We start from the raw sequence: 20,893 nt of genomic DNA on the forward strand, positions 1-20,893 counted from the left end.
ATTGTCTGTGCGTTTGTTTCTAAGCTAATGCAGTGAAAATATGGTATAATCACAATACAGTTAAGGCGAAAGGTCTGACCGCAAGGAAAATGGCCCAGCTTCCTAGCAAAGCATTACCGCCCCGTTTAGCACGCAGTGTTCCTGCGGAGGTCTATCCGTGTGAGGGTGTGGGTGGTCTCACCGCCTTATCTGTTTTTTCTGAAATGCTTTCATATCACTATCCCAACGCTTCTTATTTACGTGAAAAATCACACCATCGGTTGGGTTTATCCCTATGTCTATCATTTTATTTTTGTCGCCGTTTAGCGCTTTGGCTATGATAAAGCCTCCCTTGCGAGATGATGGCTTAACATAATCATAATTTTTTAGCACATCGGCAATAATAGCTTTTACTTCACCTTCATTCTTAAACATCCCATCTTTTTTATGGTGTTCGTATAGATATTTAATCGAGCCCCTAATCTTATCCGTATTTAAATTTATCCGTTTTTTTAGCTCTTTCAGTACTTCAAAATGCTTAACGCTTTCTTTTGAGTATTCCCAAACGCTCTTTTTCTTGGCTAGTTCGCTCAAGTCAATCACGCGCCCCTGCTGCGTGATTAAATCCCGCATAGTAATCTTGCCTTGCATAAATAGCTCGGCTCTGCCTTTGCCTAGCGTCTTTTCTATCGTTTCGGGGCTTTGGGTTTTTAACCAGTCGTTAAACGTCATATCCTGCGGCACGTAGCCGTTCATACTTGACCTAGTGCGACCGCTCGCTTCGTCCATTCCCTCGACGCCTAGTTCATCCCAGCTTTTGGTTACGGGTATTATGGTGCTACGGCAATTAAAATGAGTATTTACGCGCGGTTTGCGAAACGGGAAGTCGTGCCCGATAGGCTTGTAGTCTTTATCCCACGTTAACCCGTCGTAGGCTCTACACAGCGCAGATGTGCGAGTATCTAACGTGGCTTGGTATTTGTAGCATTTTATGACGTCGTCGTTTGCTTCAAAAAAGGCTTGGCGGATTTCGCTTACTATCGCGCCCGCTCCGGTTAGAGCGATAGCGGTAGCGTCACGTTTATTTTTCTCTAAAACGTGCGCTATTCTTTGCGCTAGCATAGGCGTCGTCTCGCCTAAGCTTACGCCTATCTTTAGCTCGCGCTCTAGTCTCTTTTTCTGATCGGCGTTTAGCCCGTTATTCCACGCTTTGACGGTCGCGCCCTCTAGTTGCGCGCTATCTACTATCCGCTCGATGCTACTCTCTGGCAATACACTAGAAAACAAAACAATCCCTGCTAGTTCGTTGTAGTCTAGTAGATGGTCTTGCTCGTTTTGCGCTAGCGTTAAAAAATCTTTACGCAGATCGGGCGTTTTTAGGCTTTGTTTTAGATCGCTTATCGTTTGGGCTAAATTATTCGTTATATTTTTCTTTTTTAAAATTTGAGCCTGCAAATCTGCGATCATCTCATCGTAAAATTTAGCTACCTTTTTACTTAGCCCGTTTTTTATCCGCTCGTGCAAAAGAGAGCGCGCTACTTCAAGCTCGGCTATAAGTTGATTAAACGGCTTCATCGCTCGGCGTTACCTGCGGTGCGGCTTGTTCCAGCTTAGCTTGATAGTCCTCATAGCTTTGTATAGTCTTAGGCATTAGCTCGCCTTTTAGCAGTGCGTCGTAAAGCACTTCATTAGGAATATCTCCGCTTTGGATGCCGGCTATGATTTGGGCTAATAGCTGCGGTTCAATCATCGTTAGGTTATAGTCGGTATTTATCTCATAAATCAAATTCTCACCCGCGATATTCTCAAAAAATGCTATGTCTTTTAAAAACGATACTATGCCCTCGCTAATCGTCGAGGCTACGTTAGTTAGCACCGCATTTTCGCCACTCTTTCGCATTTGCAGCGTTTCGGTAGCTTCAGCCGTCTTTTTCTCGTCAAGCAAAAGCCGCGCGCCTAAAATCGACATCCGCTTTTCTTTGACCGCGATACGGTTTTCAAGCGTAGATAGCCCCGCGCCGCTAAATTCTAAAAAGCCAACCTTTGCGCTCGGGTCGTTTATGACCCAAACGGCAGTAGAGCCTATTTTTAGCTTTTCGCTGCTCTCGCCTTGATAGCCCGTGACGTAAGGCGTAGGCAATGCCGTAAAATGCGTGCCGTGTTCTAAATCTACCTCGCTTCTAAAATGGCCGATATTAATCTTAGCTAAATCAAGCAACGGCGGCTTTTCTACCGCTGTTTTTAAATCGTTCACGTTAAAAAACGTAAAGGGCAGATATTCAAGCTTTTGCCCGTTTGCGCTCGGGTAAATTTCGCTAACTACTTCAAAATTTCCCGCCTTTGTTTCGCTAAACACCCTTTGGCGATAGTAGCCCTCGTGTAAATCAAGCACTCGGTAGCGAGTTTTTATTTTCTCCACAAACTCGTCATTTGTCGGCTCAGTGTAGGTTTCGGCCAGCACTACAAGCGACGTAACGTTTGAGCCGTTTATTTTCGTGGTTTTCCAGTTGATGATATTTTCGGCCTTGTAAAGCGTGGCGTAGGCTCTTAAATTTAACCGCTCGGCTTCCAGCTTGGAGTAGTCCGCCTTTTCAACGCTAGGCAGATCCACAAGCACGCCGCAACGCCCGACGCTTAGGCACTCGTTGGCGATATTTTTGGCAAGAGTTTCTAGCGTGTCATCATCTAGGCTGATATTTTCGCCGATCGTCTTTAACGCTTCGGGCAATTCAACTTTAGGTGGCTTGGCAAACAGTAGCCCGGTTAGCGCGACCTGCGTTCTAGCCGTCGCGTTGTAAAACTCGGCGCGCTCTATGTAGGCTTTGTATTCCTCCGTTTCTTGATCGCTTAATTTAGGCACGTATTTTTCTTTTGCCACCTCGCCCGCTAAGGCATCGCGCATTAGCTGCCATTTGGTTAAATTCTTAGAATATTCGGGATGTTTTGCATTTACCGCCATAAGAAGCCTTTTTTCTTTGCATTCTACTACTAAATGCCGACTACCTTGATTTGGTAATCTCGCGCTGCGATAGGGTATTTATACGCGACCAAATAGCCTAGCGCGTCGTTGTAGTCATCATTTGCTGGGTGGGCGTCGCTTTTTTCGGGTAGCTGGGTTTTATTGTCCCACGCTTGCTGTTCAAGCGCCTTTGTCAAATTTGGGCATTTTGAGACATTGACGAGCAAGCGGCGTTTGTCAAATAGGTTATTTACGCAATTTACGCGGTCTTTAATACTCGGATTTGAGTGATTTACGAATACTAAATGCCCCGCACCTCTTAAAATTTGCGCGTCCGTTTCGCTCGCGCTAGTTTTTCTATTCTGCCCGCTCGCGTCCGGATAAATGATAATTTTATGCCCTTTGTACCTATCTTTTAGTGTCTGAGCCATTGCGTAGGTGTCGTAACTTATGACCTCATCCACCGCGTGCGTGGTTATTACGCCGTTTTTGTCCGCTCGCTCTACGCAGACTATGTTTATACAGCCACCCACGTTAAAGTCCGCGCCGATGTGTAGCGTTTCGCCCTCTTTGATAGTTTCCGTGCTTGCGTGAGTATCGCGGCTAAAATAGCTATACACGGTGCCGCTGGTTAAATTTACGAATTCGCCCTCTAAATACGCCTTAAGCAAATTCTCGGGATATTGCTCCTTTAGCGTGTCGATAAAATCGGGCGGCAGGTATTTATTGTCGGCGGTTTTTGCTTTGATTAGCCGTTTAGCCTCGCCACCTTTTTCTATGAAAATTTGATACGTAGCGCGGAAGCCCTCGGGCGTGGTTGTGATGATAAATTGCCTGGTGTTGCCTGCCCTTAAACGCCCCAATAGCTTCTCGTAGGCTTTTAGCGCGATTTCGGTCTTTGACGTGTCAAACTCGTCGCAGATTATCCAGGCAGCGTTTATGCCGATTAGCCGCTCCCAATTTTCCATACTACGGCATAAAATGGGAGTTTTGGCACCGTTTACGTCCAGGGTAAATACCGCGCTTGATTTGTTAAATTTATACGGCACGCGCCACTCAATGAGCGCGTTTTCTAAGTCGCCAAACAAGATGTCGCGCAAAAGCGGATAGGTAGGCTCGGTTATCACGCCCGCGCAACCGGGGTTTAAAAACGCTAGCTGCAAGGCTTTTCTAACCGCGGCGTAGGTTTTGCCCGCGCCGTAACCGCTCACTAAACCTATAATTTTCGTGCTTGTGTCGGCTAGTAGCTCGTATTGGTGCGGTAGCAGCTTGACCTTTAGTTTACTCATCTTTGATTATTAAAATTTGCGTATTGTTCTGCTGGGCGTTGGTATTGGTTATTTGTGCCGTCGGCTCTTTGCCTAGCACGGTTTCTTTATTGCGCGCCGTTATCCTGCTGTGAGCGTCAAGGTCGGATAAATCCTCGGCAAATTCTAAAAGCTCATTTGCCTTTTGCTGATTTTTAATGGCGGAGTTTTGGAAATAAAGCAGGTGTTTTGTTTTTTCGTCGGCTATTTCGTCTAAAACAGAGATAATATTTTCCCTTTCTTTCCCCTTTTTTTCCGCAATCGTCTTTTTGGCTTCGATGTAGTCGGCGTTCTTGCCTTTTTCCCATTTTTCCTTTTTTGCCCTCTCGCTTATCTTGCTTATGCTTATACCCGTCTTTTGATTTATCTGCGATAGGGTGTATTGTCCGCTCTCAAAATATGCTTTTGCGCGCTCCCATTTTTCTATACTATACGCCACCCGCTCCCCTTAAAATTTAAACTCTAATTGTTCTTTTTTAACCCTACGCGGGCGTTTGGTTTTGTTCCTTAGCTTCGCGCCGCTTTTGTCGTACGACTTTTCAAATACGCTATACGCCTCAATGTTTGCGAAGTCGTCGCGGCTAAAGATAACGTCCGTTTTAGGGATTGTAGCTAATACGGCTTCTTTATATGGTTTCATCGGGTCGGCCTTAAAATCCGCCCGCACGCCCTCCAACGCGTCAAGATATTCGGGCTTATACCTGCCAAATTCTAGGTCTTTATATGCGCGCTTCGGCTCGATGCCGATCTTTAGCGATATTACGCACGCCATAAGACGGAAGTCGTCATTAAAAAACTCCGATAACGCATAAAATTTATCGACGTCGTATTTCAATCAGCGCGTTCTCCCTTGCTCGCTTTTGATAAAATCTATCGCCTCGCCCGAGCCATAGCAAACTTTCGCCTTTGCATATCCGTAGCAGTTGATAGTATCTACCCAATCCTCTTGCTCGTCCGATACTCTGCTTAGGCTCTTTTTTGCTCGTTTCATCTCGACAAATACGATCTTGCTGGGCAAAAATACGAGCATATCGGGAAAGCCTGCGCTAGTCCCCATAGCTTTTAGTTTCTTTTTGTATTGCACGCTGGCTACTCTTTCGTTTGCTACGTGTGTAAAGGGGATTTTATTTACTCGTAGCCAGTTGGCGAAATACATCATTTCGTGATCCTCTAGCGGTACTTGCCCCGTAGCTTTCGCATATGCTAGGGTGTTTTCGTATTTTGGTATCATCAAAACAAACTCCTTACTCCGCTCTTATAAATCATATAATCAGTCTTCCTTTGTCCATTAGTTAAAATTGCTTGTTTCAGGCTGTAACCTTTAAAAACTTCATCACCGCACTCTATCCTATCGTCGACATACGGCAATATGTCGCTATTTTCGCTTGAAAAAAGCATAAACGGCTCGCGCACTAGTCTAATTAGCTTTAAAAAATCTCTTAAGCCCCAAAAGCACTTATATCCTGCTTTGTCCGTTTGTAAATATGGTGGGTCTAAAACCAATACGACCTCTTGCCCGTCAAATTCTTTTATTAATTCCATTGCGTCTTTGCGGACTATCTCTACGCCCTCTAAATAGCCTTTAGCGCTATACTGCGGCACGGAGCCGTTGACCCTCGAAAAAAAATATTTCTCTTTCTTAAATTCCTCCTCGTTATGTGCATAGCTCCCGCCGTAAAACAAAACCGAGCTAAACGTTAGCCAATCGATGTAAAAACCTTTGCTTTTGAAATCATCTAAAATTTTTGTTATTACAGCCTTATGCTCGGGGGCTATTCCTCTACTTTTGCCGTATCCCCCGTAGTATGGATTAATGGCGCGGAAAATTTCGTTGGTTTCGTCTATGTGTGCCAGCCTCTCACTATACCCGTCATAATCGTTGTATATCACGCGAGCGTTCGGATAAATTTGCTTTATGTTGTGACTAAGCAGACCAGAGCCACCAAAAGCATCAATAAAAATTCCGTTCTGATGCGCTCTAAACTCGTCTTTTATAAGCTCTCTAAAATGCTTAATAAAGTTTCTTTTTTGTCCTTGAAATGGCAAAGGGGCAGAGTTATATATCAAGGTTAGCCTCCTTTTCGTCCTTATGCTTCTCGTTCCACTTTCTCATTATTTCAAGCACACCGCTTGCGTCATTACGGCTTACCTCAAAGCTATCAAGTATCTTTTTGTTTTCATCCGCTACCTTTGCGATTATGCTAGCTCCGCTTTCGGTTATTGTTATATATACGGCTTTCATCTCACGCACCAATCCTTTTTATTGCGCCCATTACCATCGCCTTAGCAGGTGATTTTTGCGCCGTTAGCGCTTTAAATTTAGCTACATCCATAAATTTACCGTCGTTAGCTCCACCGATAAAATATACTGGCTCGTTTCCGCCTACGCCGTTAAAGCCGTTATTCGCCTCGCTCTCGCCGATTAGATAATCGGGACAAATTTGCGGGGTTTTCGCGTAAATCTTATAAAGCTTGGCAAAGTCCCACTTTTTAAAATTCTCCCAGTCTTGCCCTTCTAGGTTGCAAACCTTCACCCAGCCACCCCTAGCACGCACTACTGACATTATCGCTCCGTCTTTAAAGCACACGCTGCGATAAGGTCCGTAGCGTCCTATCGCATAAACCAGCTCGTCTAACGCTTTTTGTGCTTTGTCGCCCTCGTCCCCGTTAAGCGCTTCTAAAATTTCCGCAGACGTAGGCATCGTAGGATATTTTCGCGTTTGCCTAACTAGTTTTAGCGCTGCGGCTAATTCGCTCGCCTCGTAGTCCATTAAGTCCTCGAAATAAAGTGCGATAACCGCCGGGCTAAGATCAGCCTTGTAGTATTCGACTATCGGCATAAATACGTCATAAAACTCATTTGTCGTCATAATTTCCTCCTACTCTGTGACCTTGACCGCTAGCTATTAGCTGGGCCTCAAATTCTCTAAAAGCTCGCATCGTGTTTAGCGTACCTTGATTTAGGCCGTGCGGGTTTGTCGTAGCATTGTTTGGCACGTTGCGCCCGCTACCCCCTTGCGTCTTGGGCTTAAACACCCCTTGCCACTCGTTCGCCATCGCTTCTCGTATGCAGGCATTGACGTCTATACCCTCGCTTGCCCACTTAGCCCACTCGCTAAATTTCATCTCGATACCCTCAGTGCTTAGTTTCTCTCGTCGCTCTTTCTTGTAAGCTAGATATTTTTGCCATAGGCTTGGATCAATGAAATCAGGTAGCGAAACGCCCTTAGGGGGTAGGGGGTTAATTGACGGTTCTTTGATGGTTCTACTGACGGTTCTATTGGTGGTTATATTAATAGGGGTGACACCCTTGTCACTACACGGTGTCATACTTGTCACCCTAGGGGTGTCATCAGTGTCACTATGTGATGTCATAGATGTCACTGCCTCTTTTTCGTTTGTCATCATAGGGGGCATCTGTGTCACCCTATCCTTTTCACTCACTATTTTGTATAAATTTGTCCTACTTGTTCCGTCGTTTAACTCTCTTTTTTCTTTTTGTAAAAATCCAAGCTCGGTTAGTTTTTCAACTGCTCTTATTGCTGTTCTTTTTGATTTTGATATTTTTTTAGCTAAAACTTCATAGCTAGGGTAGCAGTAGCCCTCATCGTCTGAAAAGTCAGCTAGTGCCATAAGCGTAAGTTTTGCAGTGCTATCGTCGATTTCCATATTCCAAACTTGGCTCATTATTCTTATGCTCATCTCACCCCCTTTTTTAAATTTCTATACCACTTAGAGCCCCTAGACTGCTTATATATTCGGTTCTAAGTTCGTATTTGCTCTTTTTTAGTATTGCATTGATTTTTGCTTTGCTTACTCTAGGCGCGTGTCTAGCACTAAATTTAGCCTTAACCGTTTGTAAGTCTAAACGATAACCGCAGGCACACTCCATTCTCACTGGATAATCCATTTTTAAAAACATTGACTCTTCTTTACATTTAGGACAAGCTCTTGGGCTACCTAGTTCAGGGTAAATAGCTAATTGGTCTTTTAAATTTAGAAATATCTCGTTAAAAAACTCGGTTTTTCGCTTTTCTATCTTGTACCAAAATATATCGCGCCTTTGTCCTGCTGGGATATTCAAGCTTTCATACAAGCTCCAGCCCCCATGTCGACGTTGATTACAAAAGTGGCGACGCACATCTTTAAAGTGCTTCTTTTCGTATTGGTTTTCGTAAAGTCCGCCATGTTTGGCATAAATGCGAAAATTAGGCGTATCTTTGCCTTGCTTGCCTACAAAATTTTCTACGCAGTTCTTGTGGCGTGACACAAAACGCACATTTGAGGGCTCATAATCTCCATCTGGATCTATGCGATCTATCGTAAGCCCCTCCTGCCCTTTGTTTTCTTTAAGCGCGAAAAGATAAAAGCTAGTTGGATTCTTCATCCACTCCTCGCAGATTTTTATACCTCTAGCACCATAAAATTTATAGTCTTTGTTTTTAGGATCGTTGCAACGCCTCTTCATATCTGATAGTCGCCTGCGTTCTCTTAAAATTTGCTCTTTACTAAAGTCACTTAAATTCATGTTTTCATATCCTAAAGTTGAAGTAATTTATCAACTCAAATAAGATGACGCCAGCTACAAACGATGTGATCACAAGCTCTATACTAGGCATCACGCTATCCTTTCAATAGCTTTTAAAATCTCTGCGCTATGTCCTGATATTTCATCTTTTTTAGTGCCTACAACTCTTAAATAGCTCTCAGCTATTAGCTCATTTACTCTGCCACACACTCCGCACTCTTTAAGCATATACCAGCGGGCTATCTCTTGTCTTGTAGCTCCGTTTGGGTGTGCTTTAAATAACTCATAAATTTGCTTACGCTTGCCATTTAAAAACGGCTTGATTTTTTTATATGCTTGTCTTGATGTTTCTGCTATCATTTTTACGCTCCTAACCTAAAATCTTTATTTTTTGTGAGCTTTATTTGTTCGAAAATCATTTTTACGACATTGACGCTCATCGCGTTGCCCGCTTGTTGCCCTGCGATTGAAAAGTCTTGGCAAGGGCTACCGCCGATCAAAATATCTATTTGCCCAGCATAAGCTTTGGCGTCAAGATCGCAAACGTTCTCGTAAAAAACTGCCGGGACGTCGTGATTGGCTAGATAGCTTTGACGCGCGAATTTGTCTATCTCGCAGGCAAATATCGTCTCTACCTCGTCAAATACTTCGCGAGCGGCAAACTCGGGCGCACCGATACCTGAAAAGAGAGTGGCGAGGGTCATTTTTTAGCCTTTTTGAGTTGTTTGGCTTCTTGTTCAGATAGCCATTTAGGGAATTCTTTACCCCATTTATCAAATGGGACAATCCGCCTATTACGATCTCTAAAATTTGGGTTTGGCTTTCTGTTGCCATTCATAACGCTTCTAGGCATTGACGTTTTGCCATACTCTTCCAATAGTTTTTTTCTAATAGTTTCTCTTAAATTTTTCATACGCCAATGATACAATACGTGTCTTTATATTTTTCTTAAAAAGAAACCAAACGTGTTTTTATTTCTTGTATAATGATACAAACAGTATCTAAAAGGAGACGTTATGGCGTTGGCTGAAATACTCAAATACTATTTGAATAAAAGTGGTGACACGGCAAAAAATATTGCCGAAGAGTTAGGCGTAACTAGAGCAGCTGTAACTAATTGGAGCAACGGTGTAAGAAGTCCAAAAGACGCAGCTCAATATAATGCTCTATCTGATCGCATGGGAGTTCCAGTTGACAAGCTACTGGATGATACTTTTTTGGAAGACCACGAAATAGCAGGGCTTTTTTCTGATGATATTAAAAATAAAAAATGGCAACTTAAAAGAATTAAAAATTTAATTACGATTAACTATTATGAAGACGTTGAAGCTTCTGCTGGCTACGGCGTAGTTAATGCAGAAATAAAGCCATTGCAAGTAGATGTAAGTCCTGAATTTTTAGAAAATGTCTTATCTATTCCTCACTATGGTAATATTGATGTAATCAAGGTGCGTGGCGATAGCATGGAGCCTTTTGTGAGTGATGGTGAAAGGGTAGTCATAGAGCGCGAAGCAGAACCAAAAAATGGGGATGTAGTAATAGCAAACTATAACGGCGATATTTACGTCAAAAAATTTTTTAAGAAGCCACCAAAAAAGTATATAAAGCTAAGTTCAATGAATAGTTTTTATCCTGATATTGAGCTAGAGGGGGACGAGGTTGATAGCCTCATTATTGTTGGTGTAGTTCGTGCCAAATTTAATCTAAAAATTAAGCTTTTTTCATAGTGGCCCGTAGCTACTCCATAAATTCAAAGAGGTTTTAGAAAGAAAGACAAACTATGGCTTTTCAAGATTGAAATAGGCTATAAGAAAAGGGAAGATAAATGGAAAATAATGATGAGCAATTTAATACTAATGAATTTATACATAACTTATCAAGAAAAAGAAGGTTTAGAAGAACAGTGCATAGGATTATAAAAGAAAAGCCAGATGGACAATTTTTAGAGGAAGATAATTCTGTATATTTAAAATTTCAAGAATATGACAGAGTTAAATGTGATTCTTATAAGTATCAATCCAACAAAGATATAAAAATAAAAACTGTTGATAGTATTTATATAAAAAATTTCAGGTCTTTAAAAGATAGAAAAATAGAATTAGGAAAGCACATTACCATTATAACCGGCAAAAACGGAACCATGAAATCATCGCTGCTGGGTTTAATCGCTCATCCGTTTTCTCCTGACGATAACGCAAAAGACGTTTTTGGGGACGCTCTTAAAACAGATATGAGCGATGTGTTTAAACTTAGTCTAGAAAAAGACAAAGAGCGATATGAATATTATATACTGCTTCAAAGCGATAAAAATGAAAAGATTATAGAGCCAATAAAAATATATCAATCCAGTGACACCACAAGACATAGAGTGGTGGTCAGCGGAAACAATAAAGGGGATGGTAACTTTAATGCAAAAACTAACTATATAAACCTAAAACGCCTTTTCCCAATCATAAACACAAACGCCAAAGAGTCAGAAATAGAGCTAGACCAAGAGGATAAAGAATTTATAAAAACAGCATACCAAAGAGTTATACAAAAAACAGAATATTCAAACAGTTCGACCATACAAGAAAAAGCACTAAAAAGAACCCTTGGACCAAAAGACAGCTATTATGATTACAACTCAATATCATCAGGGGAGGACAACCTAGGTTTTATATTTTTAAAACTTTTGTCATTTAAGAAGCTAGTAGACCATCAAAGTAAAAAAAAGCATATCCCAAGGTATTATATGTATAGATGAGCTTGAGGCGTCTCTGCACCCATCGGCCGTAATAAATTTATTTGAATTTTTATTTGATTTTTCAAAAAACAATAATATTCAAATAGTTTTTACAACCCACTCCTTGCATTTAATACAGTATTGTCTCAATAAGTACATAAACTCAAAAAAGAGTGATGATATAAAAATAAACAACATAAGCACTATATTGGTAGGGGAAGATAGAAACTATAAAATATCAATTAACCCTAGCTACAACGATATATGCAAAGAATTAACATATGATAGCAATAACTTAACCGATTTGTATAAAGTTAAAATTATATGTGAAGACAAAATGGCTGAAAAATTCATAAAAACCATAATTAAAACACAGGCAATTAAAAACGCTTTATCTTTTTTATGTGGCGATGATGGTAGATCGTATGGCGCTATAATAGCCCTAGCCACAAACGGGAAAGATGTGTTAAATGATTTTATTTTTATAGTTGACGCTGATGTTGATGATAAAAAAATTAAAAAAGCAAAAAACAACATGCTACTAAAGTTGCCTGATAAAAATAGTTTTGCGGTAGAAAAGTCTGTAGTCCTTTTTTTATTGGAACTTGAAGGCAGTGATATACTCTTCTCAGAACATGAAAAAGGAGAAATAAAGAAGCGGATGACGGATTGCGGTGTGGATATTGACATAAATAGTATAAAAAACAACAATCCAGAATATAAAATAGATCAGTGCAAAAAATGGTGTCAAGAGAACTTTGGTATATTCTCAAAAGCATTAACAAGGCTTGTAAGGGACAATGAAGAGTATTATAATTCTTTTAAGGAAAGACTGGTATTCTTAATCAATAAAAATAGAGAGAGTAAATCTCTGCCGCCAATTTTATAGAAAGGATTTTGTTTGGCTTTTATTTCGTCTCCTCTCCGCTATCCCGGCGGGAAAAGCAAGCTTACTGATTTCGTGTCTCACACATTAGAGATAAATAGCATTAAAAACTCTATATATTGTGAACCTTTTTGCGGCGGGGCGGGCGTGGCCATAGATTTATTGTTAAAAAATAAGGTAGAAAAAATCATCTTAAACGACTACGATATAGGCATTTATTCTTTTTGGAAAGCCGTATTAGATGATACTGAAAGGCTTGTCCAAAAAATAGTTTCTACCAAAATAACAATACAAGACAGAAATAACCAGCGACAAATTTATGATGAACTATCAAAAAAAAGGGAGTATAACCTAGACCTTGCGTTTGCTACGCTGTTTTTAAATAGAACAAGCGTGTCGGGCATCATAAGGGGCGGAGTTATAGGGGGAAAAGACCAAAAGGGCAAATATAAGATCGGCGATAGATTTAATAAAGAAAAGATTTTAGAAAAAATAAATCGTATAGCCGCCCTCAAAGATAAAATAGAATTATTTAATCTTGATTGTAGCGAACTTATAAATACTTACCTGAAAAACTATACCGATAAAAATAACTTATTTATATTCTTTGACCCACCGTATTATAAGCAAGGTAAAAACTTATATATTAATTTTTTTACCCACCAAGATCATGAAAATTTGGGCTTGGCCATAAAAAACATGGATGAGTATTTTTGGATATTAACCTACGATCATGCCCCTGAAATATTGGAGATATATAAAAAAAACAACCCTAAAAAATATATGCTTCAATACTCGGCCAACATCAAAACTATGTCCACAGAGTTGTTTTTTTGTAGTCCAAGAACAATAGTCGAGTCTTTTGGGAAAGTAGAGTTTGAAGAATAAAGTAGTTTCTTTTGCTATATTATTACCGTTATATCTCTTTGCCCTCTCCGGCAAGGTTATCTCTACCCACGACGGCGACACTATTACTGTGCTAAATGGCAAAGAACAAACAAAAGTAAGGCTATACGGCATTGACGCTCCAGAGAAAAAGCAAGACTACGGACAAAAATCAAAGCAATTTTTAGCCAGCCTGATCGCAGGACAAATGGTAAAAATAGAGCCAAAAGGCAAAGATAGATATAAACGCACGCTAGGCATTATTTACTACAAAGGGCAGGACATAAACGCTCAAATGGTGCTAAATGGCTACGCTTGGGCTTATGTAAAATACTCTAAAATATATGTGGATCAAGAGAAAATAGCTCGTGAGAAAAAGCTAGGGCTTTGGCAGAGTAATGATCCTACTCCGCCGTGGGAGTGGAGAAAACGCTGATCTTAGGCTAGCAATTTATTCAAAACAACGCCACCGATCTTCTCCGCCATTTTTTTAGCAAATCCAATTATGTTTTTCCTCATATTGCCCTCCTTGATTTTAAAAAATACTAAATAAGCTATTACGCCCACCACAATAAAGAGTAATACGATAAAGACGTCGATGTTTAAATTACTATAACCCCAGCTAATTGCTAGCCTAAGGCCACCATTTTTTTAAAATTATACCATAAAAAATATTTTTATTCCCGTATCTCTCTTGACACAAAATGTATCTTTTTTAAGGAAACAATAAGGACACGTATTGTATCATTCTCTCATCAAAACAGAAAACGTTTTGTAGGCTTCAAAGCAAAGCTTGACAGAGTGAGCCTCCTGCGGGTTGCAGGTTAATCACGTTTCAATCTGAAGCGTCAGTGATAGGGCGAAAATCTATCACTCAGTATTAGCCCTGATTTAGGATAGTTTTTCACAGGGTTATTAATAAAACGAAAAACACCACTTTTTCTAATAAAAGCCTTGCTTGCTTAGGGTAGGCGAAAGCCCACCAAATATTTTTCATATACAAATTTTTCCTTTAAGTATAAATTGATTTCTAACATCTAGCTGGCGGTGGCGAGCAAGGTTTCTATTAGAAAAAGGAGCTAGAGATGAAAAAGCTAATTAAGTTTTTTAGGGTGCTTTTTAGCAACGGTGGCGAGATCAAAAACATCGCCTATTTAAACATCAAAAGGGGTTAAAAATGAGTTTGAACTACGACCTAATGCGTGCTGAAAGCGACGTGGCACACATAAATTTAAATCAAGAGTTTGACCCACTAATAAGTGACATTGAAGCTGTATATAACAGCTATCGCTACACCTTTAAAAACGCCCTTGGCGAAGATAGTGGCGAAATAGTTGATCTACTTATCGAGTATTGCAAAGATGATATTTTTGCGTATTCGGCGCTTATTTATGTGTATTGCGTTGTAGCAGGGTTTAGCAAAGATAGCTTTATGAGCTACACAAATACTTACAAACAAACACTTAAAAAACTACGAGAGGAGGCTGAAAGAGATGCGATACTCCACACTAAAGAGGCTTGTTGAGTTCTACGGCAAGCTAAATATGACGGTAGGTGAGTTTTTAGAGATTATAAAAAGGATTAAATAATGGCAAATTTTAAAAAATACTGCCCTAATGTATGGGTGGCAGAATGCGACGAAAAGCACAACAAGGGCGAAATAATAACTCTTGAAACACAATACGGCAAAGAGGTGGATTGCGAAGTTTATAACTTGGTAGCCGAAAAAAATAACAAATTTTATTATTCGATTGTCCGCCTAGAAGAGTTAAGCTATGCTGAAAGAAAAGCCGACAAATACAGAAATTCGCAGGCTTTACATGAAGCAAAAAGCCATGAGTGGCACGAAAAAAGCCAAGAAGGGGCGGAGTTTTTAAGACTAGCCGAGCCAATAAAAGTCGGGCATCACAGCGAAAAAAGGCACAGAGCGTTGATAGATCGGAATTGGCGCAGGATAGGAAACGCTGTAAAAGAAGATGATATAGCTGACAAGAAAGCAGCTAGGGCGCAGTATTGGGAAGAAAAAGCGCAGGAGATAAATCTCTCAATGCCACAAAGTTTAGAGTATTTTTCTAAACAATTAGAAAAAGCCAAAGCTCGCCAAAAAGGGCTAAAGGACGGCACGATACAAAGAGAGCACGACTACAGCTTAGCATACGCAACAAAAGCAGTAAAAGACCTAACGGCAAAATTAGAATTAGCTCATAAATTATGGGCTTAAACCATTGTTAAAAAATTGAGAAATTTTTAACATAAAAGATAAATACGTTAAAAAATACCAAAAAGGATCAAAATAATGGAACTAATAATAACTTACGAGGCACAAACTGCGGATAGTCAAAAATTGACTACTAATTTTGAGGAGCTAAAGGCTGAAGCGAATAGACAAGTAGAAAAATACTCTATCAACGTAACTGAGGAAAATATCCCAGAAGCCAAAAAAGTAATGGCAAATTTTAATAATGTAAAAACAGAGATTGGCGAGCGATACAAATTTTATATTGATAAAATTTCAGCCCCAGTAAATCAACTGAAAGCCGAGAAAAAAGAGATTGAGGCTATCATCACGGATGGTCGTCAAAAGATAGCCGACGGCGTGGCTAATTTTGAAAATGCAAAGCTTGAAATTATCGCAGCAAAAATAAGCGAATATACAAAAGCTCTTTGCGATGAAAAAGGGCTAAATTTTGAAAGAATAAACACATCTGACCTAATCAAATTAAGTGCGGTAACACCTGCCGGCACTCTAGCAAAAGCCACAAAAGAGGCGATTGAGGCAAAAATACAAGCCCTTGAAAACGAAATCTTGCAGGCCAAGATCGCAGAGCAAGAAAAGGCGGCTAGAGATGCCGAAATAGCCGCACAAGCAAGACGTGAAGCAGAGGAGCGAGCAGCTAGAGAAAAAGCGGAGATGGAAGCAAGAGCCGCACAAAGAGAGGCTGAACTACTAGCAAGAGCCGAAAGAGAAAAACAAGAGGCGATCGAGCGCGTAAAAACCGAGCAAGCAAACCCCCAAGCTTTTTATGACGCACAACGTGAAATTTTGCAAAAACCACGCGAAGCTGAAAACGGCAAGGCTATCTACACTATCCGCGCCGAGTTTGAGGTTAAAGCTCCAGTAAACGCTCCGCACGATAAGCTCACGGACAAAATCAAAGAGATGTTAGCCGCGGCGGGCATAACAAATTTAAGCAAAATCGAGGTGTTAAATGTTTGAAATTAGTTTTGATGAAGCGGCAGAAGACAACAAAAATATTAGTAATAAAGAATACCACGCACGCCCTGAAATATCAAAGAGCGATCTTGATTTACTGGCACGTAGCCCACTTCACTTAAAAATGAAAAATGAACTTAAAAGCGAGCCTACAAAGGCTTTGCTTTTAGGCTCTGCGGTGCATAAGTTAGTATTAGAGCCAAAAGATTTTTCAAATGAGTTTAGTGTAGAGCCTGATGTCGATAAACGCACTAAAGAGGGCAAAGCAATTTATAACGACTTTTTAGAAAATTTAGGCGATAAAACCTCGCTTGATATTGATACTTTTGGCTCAGCCGTAGAGATAGCAAATAGTGTTAATTCAATGCGTGAAACAGCTATATTTTTAAAAGACGGATTAGCCGAACAAAGCTATTTTAGTGAAATAAACGGCGTTTCGGTTAAATGTCGCCCTGATTTTTATAATGAGAAAATGGGTGCAGTGATCGATCTAAAAACAACTTCTGACGCTTCAGCTACTGGCTTTGCTAGATCGGTCGCTAGTTTTAACTATCACATACAAGCGGCGTTTTACAGCGATATTTTAAGAAGTTTAGGCAAAGAGGTTAATTACTTTTTGTTTATAGCCGTTGAAACAAAAGCCCCTTATTTTGTAGGTTTCTATGAGCTTGACGCCGCAGCGATAGAGCAAGGGCGCAAAACATATCTTGAATTGCTAGAGCTTTACAAATATTGCCGTGAGCGTGACGAATGGTGGGGTTATGCAAAAAAAGACGGCGACAAGATAAATGCGGTGCAAACTTTGAGCTTGCCAGCGTGGAAATTTTACGAGCAAATAGCATAAATTTGAAAAGGATAAGAGATGAAAGATAAGCAAACTAATATCGTTAGCATACGCCTGGACGATGAAACTCTACAAAAACTAAAGGACGACGCACAAAAAGAGTACCGCCCTTTAGCTATGCACTTGCGCAAAATTTTAACAGATTATCTAAAATCTAAAAAACAATCTCATTGCCCGGATATTTAATATCGTGTTCCAAGCCGTTTTCTTTTTCATAGCGCCTTATAAAATCCTCTATTATTTTGCGGATTTGTAAAGCTACAGGGCGATACTCCAAATCGCAAATATAAGCTAGCTTCTCTTTTGTTAGCGGATCAAGCCTAATGGATATTATTTCGGTTTTATTTTGACTTTGCTCTTGCACCGCCTCTGTTTCCGCATTGCCCCTTTCTTTTTTGTTTTGCCTTAGCAGATCAATGTCTAGTTTTATCTCTTTTTTATCAGACATTATATGCCCCTTTGTATTTTTTTAGCAGTATATCAAAAATAAAAGCTATTTTGAAGCATACAAAAGAATACTTGACAATACATTATAAAAATAGTATTATTCGGTTATGTATTTCGAAAGAATACAAAAAAATACTTAAGGGGACACAATGCAACAAACTAAACAAAAATTCGTCCAGTATCTAGCGCTCTACAAAATAGAGCCGACCGACAGCGACGAGGAAGTAAGCTACAAGGTGCTTGACTGCGCTTATGATTTATTCTGCGCTTTAGACGCGCTATCGAAAAATCACAACGCGATGAGAGCCAAAATTTTAAACATACTTCAACCGAAAGAAAAGGATAAATGATGGAAAATCTAATCATCAACGACCAAGAGATCAAGTTGGAAGTAGCCGACGGTCAAATCTGGACTACTTCTCTACAAATTGCAGACGTCTTTGAAAAAAGACACGACAACATTTTAGCGAAAATTGACGAACTTCCGCAAGATGATTTCCGTGCCCTTAATTTTAAGGAGACGGAGCGAAAGGCTAAATTTGGGGCTGTCGAGAGAAGCGAAAGATATTTTTTAGTTTCAAAAGACGGCTTTACTCTTTTGGCTATGAGCTTTAATGGCGAACGCTTTTATAAATTTAAAGTTGCTTATATTAATGCTTTTAATGCAATGGCTGATGCACTTAAAAATAAGTTTAAAGCACCAACTAATTATAAGGAGGCTTTAGAGTTTGCACTAAGGCAGCAAGAGCAGATCGAAGCCTTAGAGGCACAACGCCTTGCCGATATGCCAAAACTTATTTTTGCTGAAGCCGTCGAGGCTAGCGCTACAAGTGCATTAATAGGCGACTTTGTAAAAACTCTTTGCGATAGTGAAATAAGGGTGGGGCGCAATAGAGTTTTTAAATGGCTAAGAGATGAAAAATATCTAATGAACGATAACTTGCCTTACCAAAAATGGGTAGAGGCTGGATATTTTGAAGTTATCCCGCAAATCATAGTAACACCAAAAGGCAATAAAGAAAAATTCACAACTAGGATAACAGCTAAAGGGCAAGTCGCACTAAGTGTAAAAATAGTAAATGCTTTTAAGATAGCAGCATAAAGGATAGATAAATGAACCAACCACAAGAATATCAAGATAGGAAAACGGAGCTTGAAGTAAAAAAATTTGAGCTTGAACAAAGGAAAGCCAAAGCTTTTGTGGCTACTGATTTTTTCCCAACTCATTTACGTAAGGGCAACGAAACAGCAAATATCGGAACGGCGATTATTGTGCTTGATTTAGCTCAGCGTATGAATATAGGCGCTTTAGAGGTAGCACAAAGTATTTATATCATTCACGGCAAACCTAGTTTTGAAACGAAATTCCTAGTTGCCAGGCTAAACTCAAGCGGACTTTTAAAGGGGCGATTGCAAACTATTGTAAGCCCTGATGGCAATAGTGCACATTGTGAAGCTATAGATGCCCAAACTGGACAATTATTAAAAGGCACAACCATAACAATGGAAATGGCAAGGCGAGAGGGCTGGCTAAGTAAAAATGGCTCAAAATGGCAGACAATGCCAGAGTTAATGATGAAATATAGAGCACAAAGTTTTTTCATAAATGAATTTTTTCCAGAGGTAAAATATGGACTAAAAACATCTGATGAAGTGGAGGATATTGTTACATTTGAGCCTAATGAACAATCAAAAACACTGCCAAAAGCTGGACTAAACGAGCTTTTGAGTAGTTCGGAAAAACCGAACAGCTCAGTTGGTGCAAAAAATTCACAAACTGAATACATCGAAGCTGCGCCCCTTGAAGTTGAAATCGCAACTGTAAAAGAAAATTTGACAGTTGAACCAATGCCTCACGATCTGCTACAAAGCGAGCTAATAAAAAGAGAGGCTAGTGAAACAGAGGCTGAAAAATTAGTCGAGAGGCTAAGCATTGATGACGCTACTGCCTATCTAAACGATCCAAATAGCATAGACAATTTAATAGAAAATTTAAGGAACTAAAAATGAAAGCATTAGGAATTTTAAGCGCATTGTTTGCGGGGCTAAACGGCGTAGATGATTTTCAAGGTGTGCCACAAACAAAAAAGAGCAAAGCCCACATGCCACACTCAAAAACTAGACGCACAAAAGGCGCTTACGATAGGAGTCAAAGGATAAGGGCAAATAGACGAAAGGTTAAAAGATGTTTAACAAAATAGTTTTAGTGGGTCATCTCACGCGCGACATCGAGCTTAGATACACCCAAAGCGGCGCGGCGATAGGTAGCTCTGGTATAGCCGTAACTCGCAAATATACGCTAAATGGCGAAAAGCGCGAGGAAACATGTTTTATCGACATAACGTTTTTCGGTAAGCAAGCGGAAGTAAGTAACCAATACCTACAAAAGGGAAGTAAGCTTTTAGTCGAGGGTCGATTAAAATTCGACCAATGGCAGGATAGCAACGGGCAAAACAGAAGTAAGCATAGTGTCGCTGTGGAAGTAATGGAAATGCTAGGTGACGCAAAACAAAACAATCAAGGCTATCAGCAAGGCGGCTATTCAAATCAGCACTCGCAGCAAGTAGCGCCTAAGAGACCGCAACAGCAAAAACCGCCTGCCGATGACTACGAAATAGACGTAGACGCCGACAAATACGATAACGACGAAACGATACCATTTTAAGGACTAACTATGGGCAAAAACTTCAGTGGCAACACAAATAAGAAGTGCTCAAAAAGTTCCTTCTAAAAAGGAAAAGAAAATGACTTACGGCGAAGCAATGGTGCGACAGCAAGAAAGCCAACGTATGGAAAATGGCGTCTGGGTATTTGATGAGCTAGAGCCTTACGAGCCTTTTGCAACTAGCACTGAGGCATATAAATACTACTGCGAAAAACTAGACCGCTACTGGCTTAGTAAAATTGAGCTAAGCCCAGCCTCTAAATTTTCAAAGCAAGATGTACTACAAATATTAAAAGGCAAAAATCTAAACGGAGCAAGTGATGACAACGGCTGAGATAAAAGACGCTGCTATTTTCGTGATGGCGTATTCGTTTCTAAAAATGGACAGTACCGAGAAGCTTGGACTATTCATCAATAAAAAGCGAGCAAATTTATCGACGAGCTAATAGAGACG

32 protein-coding genes are annotated in these 20,893 nt (G+C 40.2%); 17 read left to right on the top strand and 15 right to left on the bottom strand.

Going from position 1 to position 20,893, the window contains the following annotated elements; genetic code table 11:
* Positions 1-177: 177 nt before the first annotated feature.
* The 14 genes from CYP64_RS01570 to CYP64_RS01635 all read right to left on the bottom strand — a co-directional run bounded on the left by CYP64_RS01570 (position 178) and on the right by CYP64_RS01635 (position 9,686).
* The gene (locus CYP64_RS01570) at positions 178-1,554 is read right to left on the bottom strand and encodes a minor capsid protein (protein ID WP_103648418.1); all 1,377 of its coding nucleotides are present in this window, start codon (positions 1,552-1,554) and stop codon (positions 178-180) included.
* The gene (locus tag CYP64_RS01575; protein ID WP_103648419.1) at positions 1,541-2,938 is read right to left on the bottom strand and encodes a DUF4055 domain-containing protein; all 1,398 of its coding nucleotides are present in this window, start codon (positions 2,936-2,938) and stop codon (positions 1,541-1,543) included. Before CYP64_RS01575 ends, CYP64_RS01570 begins: the two co-directional genes overlap by 14 nt.
* 29 nt (positions 2,939-2,967) lie before the next feature.
* Positions 2,968-4,227, bottom strand: coding sequence for a phage terminase large subunit (locus CYP64_RS01580; protein WP_103648420.1), 1,260 nt, complete (start codon positions 4,225-4,227; stop codon positions 2,968-2,970).
* Positions 4,220-4,684, bottom strand: coding sequence for a hypothetical protein (locus tag CYP64_RS09930; protein ID WP_181001664.1), 465 nt, complete (start codon positions 4,682-4,684; stop codon positions 4,220-4,222). The genes CYP64_RS01580 and CYP64_RS09930 overlap by 8 nt, the downstream gene beginning before the upstream one ends.
* 9 nt (positions 4,685-4,693) lie before the next feature.
* Positions 4,694-5,080 carry a hypothetical protein gene (locus tag CYP64_RS01590; RefSeq protein ID WP_181001665.1) on the bottom strand — a complete coding sequence of 129 codons (387 nt, stop codon included), beginning with the start codon at positions 5,078-5,080 and terminating at the stop codon, positions 4,694-4,696.
* Positions 5,081-5,476 carry a VRR-NUC domain-containing protein gene (locus tag CYP64_RS01595; RefSeq protein ID WP_103648459.1) on the bottom strand — a complete coding sequence of 132 codons (396 nt, stop codon included), beginning with the start codon at positions 5,474-5,476 and terminating at the stop codon, positions 5,081-5,083.
* On the bottom strand, positions 5,476-6,312 hold the full coding sequence (locus tag CYP64_RS01600; protein ID WP_181001666.1) for a DNA adenine methylase: 837 nt from the start codon (positions 6,310-6,312) through the stop codon (positions 5,476-5,478). The genes CYP64_RS01595 and CYP64_RS01600 overlap by 1 nt, the downstream gene beginning before the upstream one ends.
* Entirely contained in the window at positions 6,302-6,496 is a 195-nt protein-coding gene (locus CYP64_RS01605; RefSeq protein WP_141091141.1) for a hypothetical protein, read from the bottom strand. The genes CYP64_RS01600 and CYP64_RS01605 overlap by 11 nt, the downstream gene beginning before the upstream one ends.
* On the bottom strand, positions 6,489-7,115 hold the full coding sequence (locus CYP64_RS01610) for a DUF6475 domain-containing protein (protein WP_103648423.1): 627 nt from the start codon (positions 7,113-7,115) through the stop codon (positions 6,489-6,491). Before CYP64_RS01610 ends, CYP64_RS01605 begins: the two co-directional genes overlap by 8 nt.
* A complete protein-coding gene (locus CYP64_RS01615) occupies positions 7,102-7,947 on the bottom strand; it encodes a helix-turn-helix domain-containing protein (RefSeq protein WP_103648424.1) in 846 nt (281 codons plus the stop codon). The genes CYP64_RS01610 and CYP64_RS01615 overlap by 14 nt, the downstream gene beginning before the upstream one ends.
* A 13-nt stretch (positions 7,948-7,960) precedes the next feature.
* Positions 7,961-8,773, bottom strand: coding sequence for a hypothetical protein (locus tag CYP64_RS01620; protein WP_103648425.1), 813 nt, complete (start codon positions 8,771-8,773; stop codon positions 7,961-7,963).
* A 90-nt stretch (positions 8,774-8,863) separates the two neighbouring features.
* Entirely contained in the window at positions 8,864-9,133 is a 270-nt protein-coding gene (locus CYP64_RS01625) for a hypothetical protein (RefSeq protein WP_103648426.1), read from the bottom strand.
* Between the two features lie 2 nt (positions 9,134-9,135).
* Entirely contained in the window at positions 9,136-9,477 is a 342-nt protein-coding gene (locus tag CYP64_RS01630; RefSeq protein ID WP_258032891.1) for a DNA cytosine methyltransferase, read from the bottom strand.
* Positions 9,474-9,686 carry a hypothetical protein gene (locus CYP64_RS01635; RefSeq protein WP_141091142.1) on the bottom strand — a complete coding sequence of 71 codons (213 nt, stop codon included), beginning with the start codon at positions 9,684-9,686 and terminating at the stop codon, positions 9,474-9,476. The genes CYP64_RS01630 and CYP64_RS01635 overlap by 4 nt, the downstream gene beginning before the upstream one ends.
* Before the next feature lie 103 nt (positions 9,687-9,789).
* Between CYP64_RS01635 and CYP64_RS01640 the strand changes: the two genes are divergently transcribed.
* From CYP64_RS01640 to CYP64_RS09935, 10 genes are all read left to right on the top strand, one after another.
* Positions 9,790-10,500, top strand: a complete 711-nt coding sequence (locus tag CYP64_RS01640) for an XRE family transcriptional regulator (RefSeq protein ID WP_103648428.1) — start codon at positions 9,790-9,792, stop codon at positions 10,498-10,500.
* A 98-nt stretch (positions 10,501-10,598) separates the two neighbouring features.
* The gene (locus CYP64_RS01645; protein WP_103648429.1) at positions 10,599-11,519 is read left to right on the top strand and encodes an ATP-binding protein; all 921 of its coding nucleotides are present in this window, start codon (positions 10,599-10,601) and stop codon (positions 11,517-11,519) included.
* A 187-nt stretch (positions 11,520-11,706) separates the two neighbouring features.
* Positions 11,707-12,387, top strand: a complete 681-nt coding sequence (locus tag CYP64_RS01650) for a hypothetical protein (RefSeq protein ID WP_258032892.1) — start codon at positions 11,707-11,709, stop codon at positions 12,385-12,387.
* A gap of 12 nt (positions 12,388-12,399) precedes the next feature.
* The gene (locus tag CYP64_RS01655) at positions 12,400-13,272 is read left to right on the top strand and encodes a DNA adenine methylase (RefSeq protein WP_103648431.1); all 873 of its coding nucleotides are present in this window, start codon (positions 12,400-12,402) and stop codon (positions 13,270-13,272) included.
* Positions 13,262-13,705, top strand: coding sequence for a thermonuclease family protein (locus CYP64_RS01660; RefSeq protein WP_103648432.1), 444 nt, complete (start codon positions 13,262-13,264; stop codon positions 13,703-13,705). The genes CYP64_RS01655 and CYP64_RS01660 overlap by 11 nt, the downstream gene beginning before the upstream one ends.
* Positions 13,706-14,446: 741 nt before the next feature.
* Positions 14,447-14,794, top strand: a complete 348-nt coding sequence (locus CYP64_RS01665) for a hypothetical protein (RefSeq protein ID WP_103648433.1) — start codon at positions 14,447-14,449, stop codon at positions 14,792-14,794.
* Positions 14,795-14,857: 63 nt separating this feature from the next.
* Positions 14,858-15,490, top strand: a complete 633-nt coding sequence (locus CYP64_RS01670) for a DUF3560 domain-containing protein (protein WP_103648434.1) — start codon at positions 14,858-14,860, stop codon at positions 15,488-15,490.
* Between the two features lie 75 nt (positions 15,491-15,565).
* Positions 15,566-16,486: a DUF1351 domain-containing protein gene (locus tag CYP64_RS01675; protein WP_103648435.1), complete on the top strand. Its 921-nt coding sequence runs from the start codon at positions 15,566-15,568 to the stop codon at positions 16,484-16,486.
* Complete coding sequence (locus CYP64_RS01680) at positions 16,479-17,327, top strand: PD-(D/E)XK nuclease-like domain-containing protein (RefSeq protein ID WP_103648436.1); 849 nt, start codon at positions 16,479-16,481, stop codon at positions 17,325-17,327. Before CYP64_RS01675 ends, CYP64_RS01680 begins: the two co-directional genes overlap by 8 nt.
* An 18-nt stretch (positions 17,328-17,345) precedes the next feature.
* Entirely contained in the window at positions 17,346-17,513 is a 168-nt protein-coding gene (locus tag CYP64_RS09935; RefSeq protein ID WP_180379456.1) for a hypothetical protein, read from the top strand.
* On the opposite strand, the gene CYP64_RS01685 is transcribed toward CYP64_RS09935, so the two are convergent.
* Complete coding sequence (locus CYP64_RS01685; protein WP_181001667.1) at positions 17,482-17,775, bottom strand: hypothetical protein; 294 nt, start codon at positions 17,773-17,775, stop codon at positions 17,482-17,484. The genes CYP64_RS09935 and CYP64_RS01685 overlap by 32 nt on opposite strands.
* A gap of 148 nt (positions 17,776-17,923) precedes the next feature.
* Between CYP64_RS01685 and CYP64_RS01690 the strand changes: the two genes are divergently transcribed.
* The 7 genes from CYP64_RS01690 to CYP64_RS10185 all read left to right on the top strand — a co-directional run bounded on the left by CYP64_RS01690 (position 17,924) and on the right by CYP64_RS10185 (position 20,885).
* Entirely contained in the window at positions 17,924-18,124 is a 201-nt protein-coding gene (locus tag CYP64_RS01690; protein WP_103648437.1) for a hypothetical protein, read from the top strand.
* The gene (locus tag CYP64_RS01695) at positions 18,124-18,876 is read left to right on the top strand and encodes a phage regulatory protein/antirepressor Ant (RefSeq protein WP_181001668.1); all 753 of its coding nucleotides are present in this window, start codon (positions 18,124-18,126) and stop codon (positions 18,874-18,876) included. The genes CYP64_RS01690 and CYP64_RS01695 overlap by 1 nt, the downstream gene beginning before the upstream one ends.
* An 11-nt stretch (positions 18,877-18,887) precedes the next feature.
* Complete coding sequence (locus CYP64_RS01700; protein WP_103648439.1) at positions 18,888-19,778, top strand: hypothetical protein; 891 nt, start codon at positions 18,888-18,890, stop codon at positions 19,776-19,778.
* Positions 19,779-19,780: 2 nt separating this feature from the next.
* Positions 19,781-19,975, top strand: a complete 195-nt coding sequence (locus CYP64_RS01705) for a hypothetical protein (RefSeq protein ID WP_103648440.1) — start codon at positions 19,781-19,783, stop codon at positions 19,973-19,975.
* A complete protein-coding gene (gene ssb / locus CYP64_RS01710; protein WP_103648441.1) occupies positions 19,960-20,439 on the top strand; it encodes a single-stranded DNA-binding protein in 480 nt (159 codons plus the stop codon). Before CYP64_RS01705 ends, ssb begins: the two co-directional genes overlap by 16 nt.
* 79 nt (positions 20,440-20,518) lie before the next feature.
* Complete coding sequence (locus CYP64_RS01715; protein ID WP_035167412.1) at positions 20,519-20,773, top strand: hypothetical protein; 255 nt, start codon at positions 20,519-20,521, stop codon at positions 20,771-20,773.
* Entirely contained in the window at positions 20,760-20,885 is a 126-nt protein-coding gene (locus tag CYP64_RS10185; RefSeq protein ID WP_258032894.1) for a hypothetical protein, read from the top strand. Before CYP64_RS01715 ends, CYP64_RS10185 begins: the two co-directional genes overlap by 14 nt.
* Positions 20,886-20,893 lie beyond the last annotated feature (8 nt).

The sequence above is a fragment of the Campylobacter concisus genome (assembly GCF_002913945.1).
GTDB classification, from domain to species: Bacteria; Campylobacterota; Campylobacteria; order Campylobacterales; family Campylobacteraceae; genus Campylobacter_A; species Campylobacter_A concisus_P.

Coding starts and splice junctions, on each gene's coding strand:
- ssb (WP_103648441.1), top strand. CDS start 19,960: ATGTTTAACAAAATAGTTTTAGTGGGTCATCTCACGCGCGACATCGAG.
- CYP64_RS01665 (WP_103648433.1), top strand. CDS start 14,447: ATGAGTTTGAACTACGACCTAATGCGTGCTGAAAGCGACGTGGCACAC.
- CYP64_RS01695 (WP_181001668.1), top strand. CDS start 18,124: ATGGAAAATCTAATCATCAACGACCAAGAGATCAAGTTGGAAGTAGCC.
- CYP64_RS01570 (WP_103648418.1), bottom strand. CDS start 1,554: ATGAAGCCGTTTAATCAACTTATAGCCGAGCTTGAAGTAGCGCGCTCT.
- CYP64_RS01610 (WP_103648423.1), bottom strand. CDS start 7,115: ATGACGACAAATGAGTTTTATGACGTATTTATGCCGATAGTCGAATAC.
- CYP64_RS01635 (WP_141091142.1), bottom strand. CDS start 9,686: ATGAAAAATTTAAGAGAAACTATTAGAAAAAAACTATTGGAAGAGTAT.
- CYP64_RS01620 (WP_103648425.1), bottom strand. CDS start 8,773: ATGAATTTAAGTGACTTTAGTAAAGAGCAAATTTTAAGAGAACGCAGG.
- CYP64_RS09935 (WP_180379456.1), top strand. CDS start 17,346: ATGAAAGATAAGCAAACTAATATCGTTAGCATACGCCTGGACGATGAA.
- CYP64_RS01640 (WP_103648428.1), top strand. CDS start 9,790: ATGGCGTTGGCTGAAATACTCAAATACTATTTGAATAAAAGTGGTGAC.
- CYP64_RS01670 (WP_103648434.1), top strand. CDS start 14,858: ATGGCAAATTTTAAAAAATACTGCCCTAATGTATGGGTGGCAGAATGC.
- CYP64_RS01700 (WP_103648439.1), top strand. CDS start 18,888: ATGAACCAACCACAAGAATATCAAGATAGGAAAACGGAGCTTGAAGTA.
- CYP64_RS01595 (WP_103648459.1), bottom strand. CDS start 5,476: ATGATACCAAAATACGAAAACACCCTAGCATATGCGAAAGCTACGGGG.
- CYP64_RS10185 (WP_258032894.1), top strand. CDS start 20,760: ATGACAACGGCTGAGATAAAAGACGCTGCTATTTTCGTGATGGCGTAT.
- CYP64_RS01645 (WP_103648429.1), top strand. CDS start 10,599: ATGGAAAATAATGATGAGCAATTTAATACTAATGAATTTATACATAAC.
- CYP64_RS01690 (WP_103648437.1), top strand. CDS start 17,924: ATGCAACAAACTAAACAAAAATTCGTCCAGTATCTAGCGCTCTACAAA.
- CYP64_RS01715 (WP_035167412.1), top strand. CDS start 20,519: ATGACTTACGGCGAAGCAATGGTGCGACAGCAAGAAAGCCAACGTATG.
- CYP64_RS01630 (WP_258032891.1), bottom strand. CDS start 9,477: ATGACCCTCGCCACTCTCTTTTCAGGTATCGGTGCGCCCGAGTTTGCC.
- CYP64_RS01680 (WP_103648436.1), top strand. CDS start 16,479: ATGTTTGAAATTAGTTTTGATGAAGCGGCAGAAGACAACAAAAATATT.
- CYP64_RS01615 (WP_103648424.1), bottom strand. CDS start 7,947: ATGAGCATAAGAATAATGAGCCAAGTTTGGAATATGGAAATCGACGAT.
- CYP64_RS01675 (WP_103648435.1), top strand. CDS start 15,566: ATGGAACTAATAATAACTTACGAGGCACAAACTGCGGATAGTCAAAAA.
- CYP64_RS01580 (WP_103648420.1), bottom strand. CDS start 4,227: ATGAGTAAACTAAAGGTCAAGCTGCTACCGCACCAATACGAGCTACTA.
- CYP64_RS01685 (WP_181001667.1), bottom strand. CDS start 17,775: ATGTCTGATAAAAAAGAGATAAAACTAGACATTGATCTGCTAAGGCAA.
- CYP64_RS01575 (WP_103648419.1), bottom strand. CDS start 2,938: ATGGCGGTAAATGCAAAACATCCCGAATATTCTAAGAATTTAACCAAA.
- CYP64_RS01625 (WP_103648426.1), bottom strand. CDS start 9,133: ATGATAGCAGAAACATCAAGACAAGCATATAAAAAAATCAAGCCGTTT.
- CYP64_RS01705 (WP_103648440.1), top strand. CDS start 19,781: ATGAAAGCATTAGGAATTTTAAGCGCATTGTTTGCGGGGCTAAACGGC.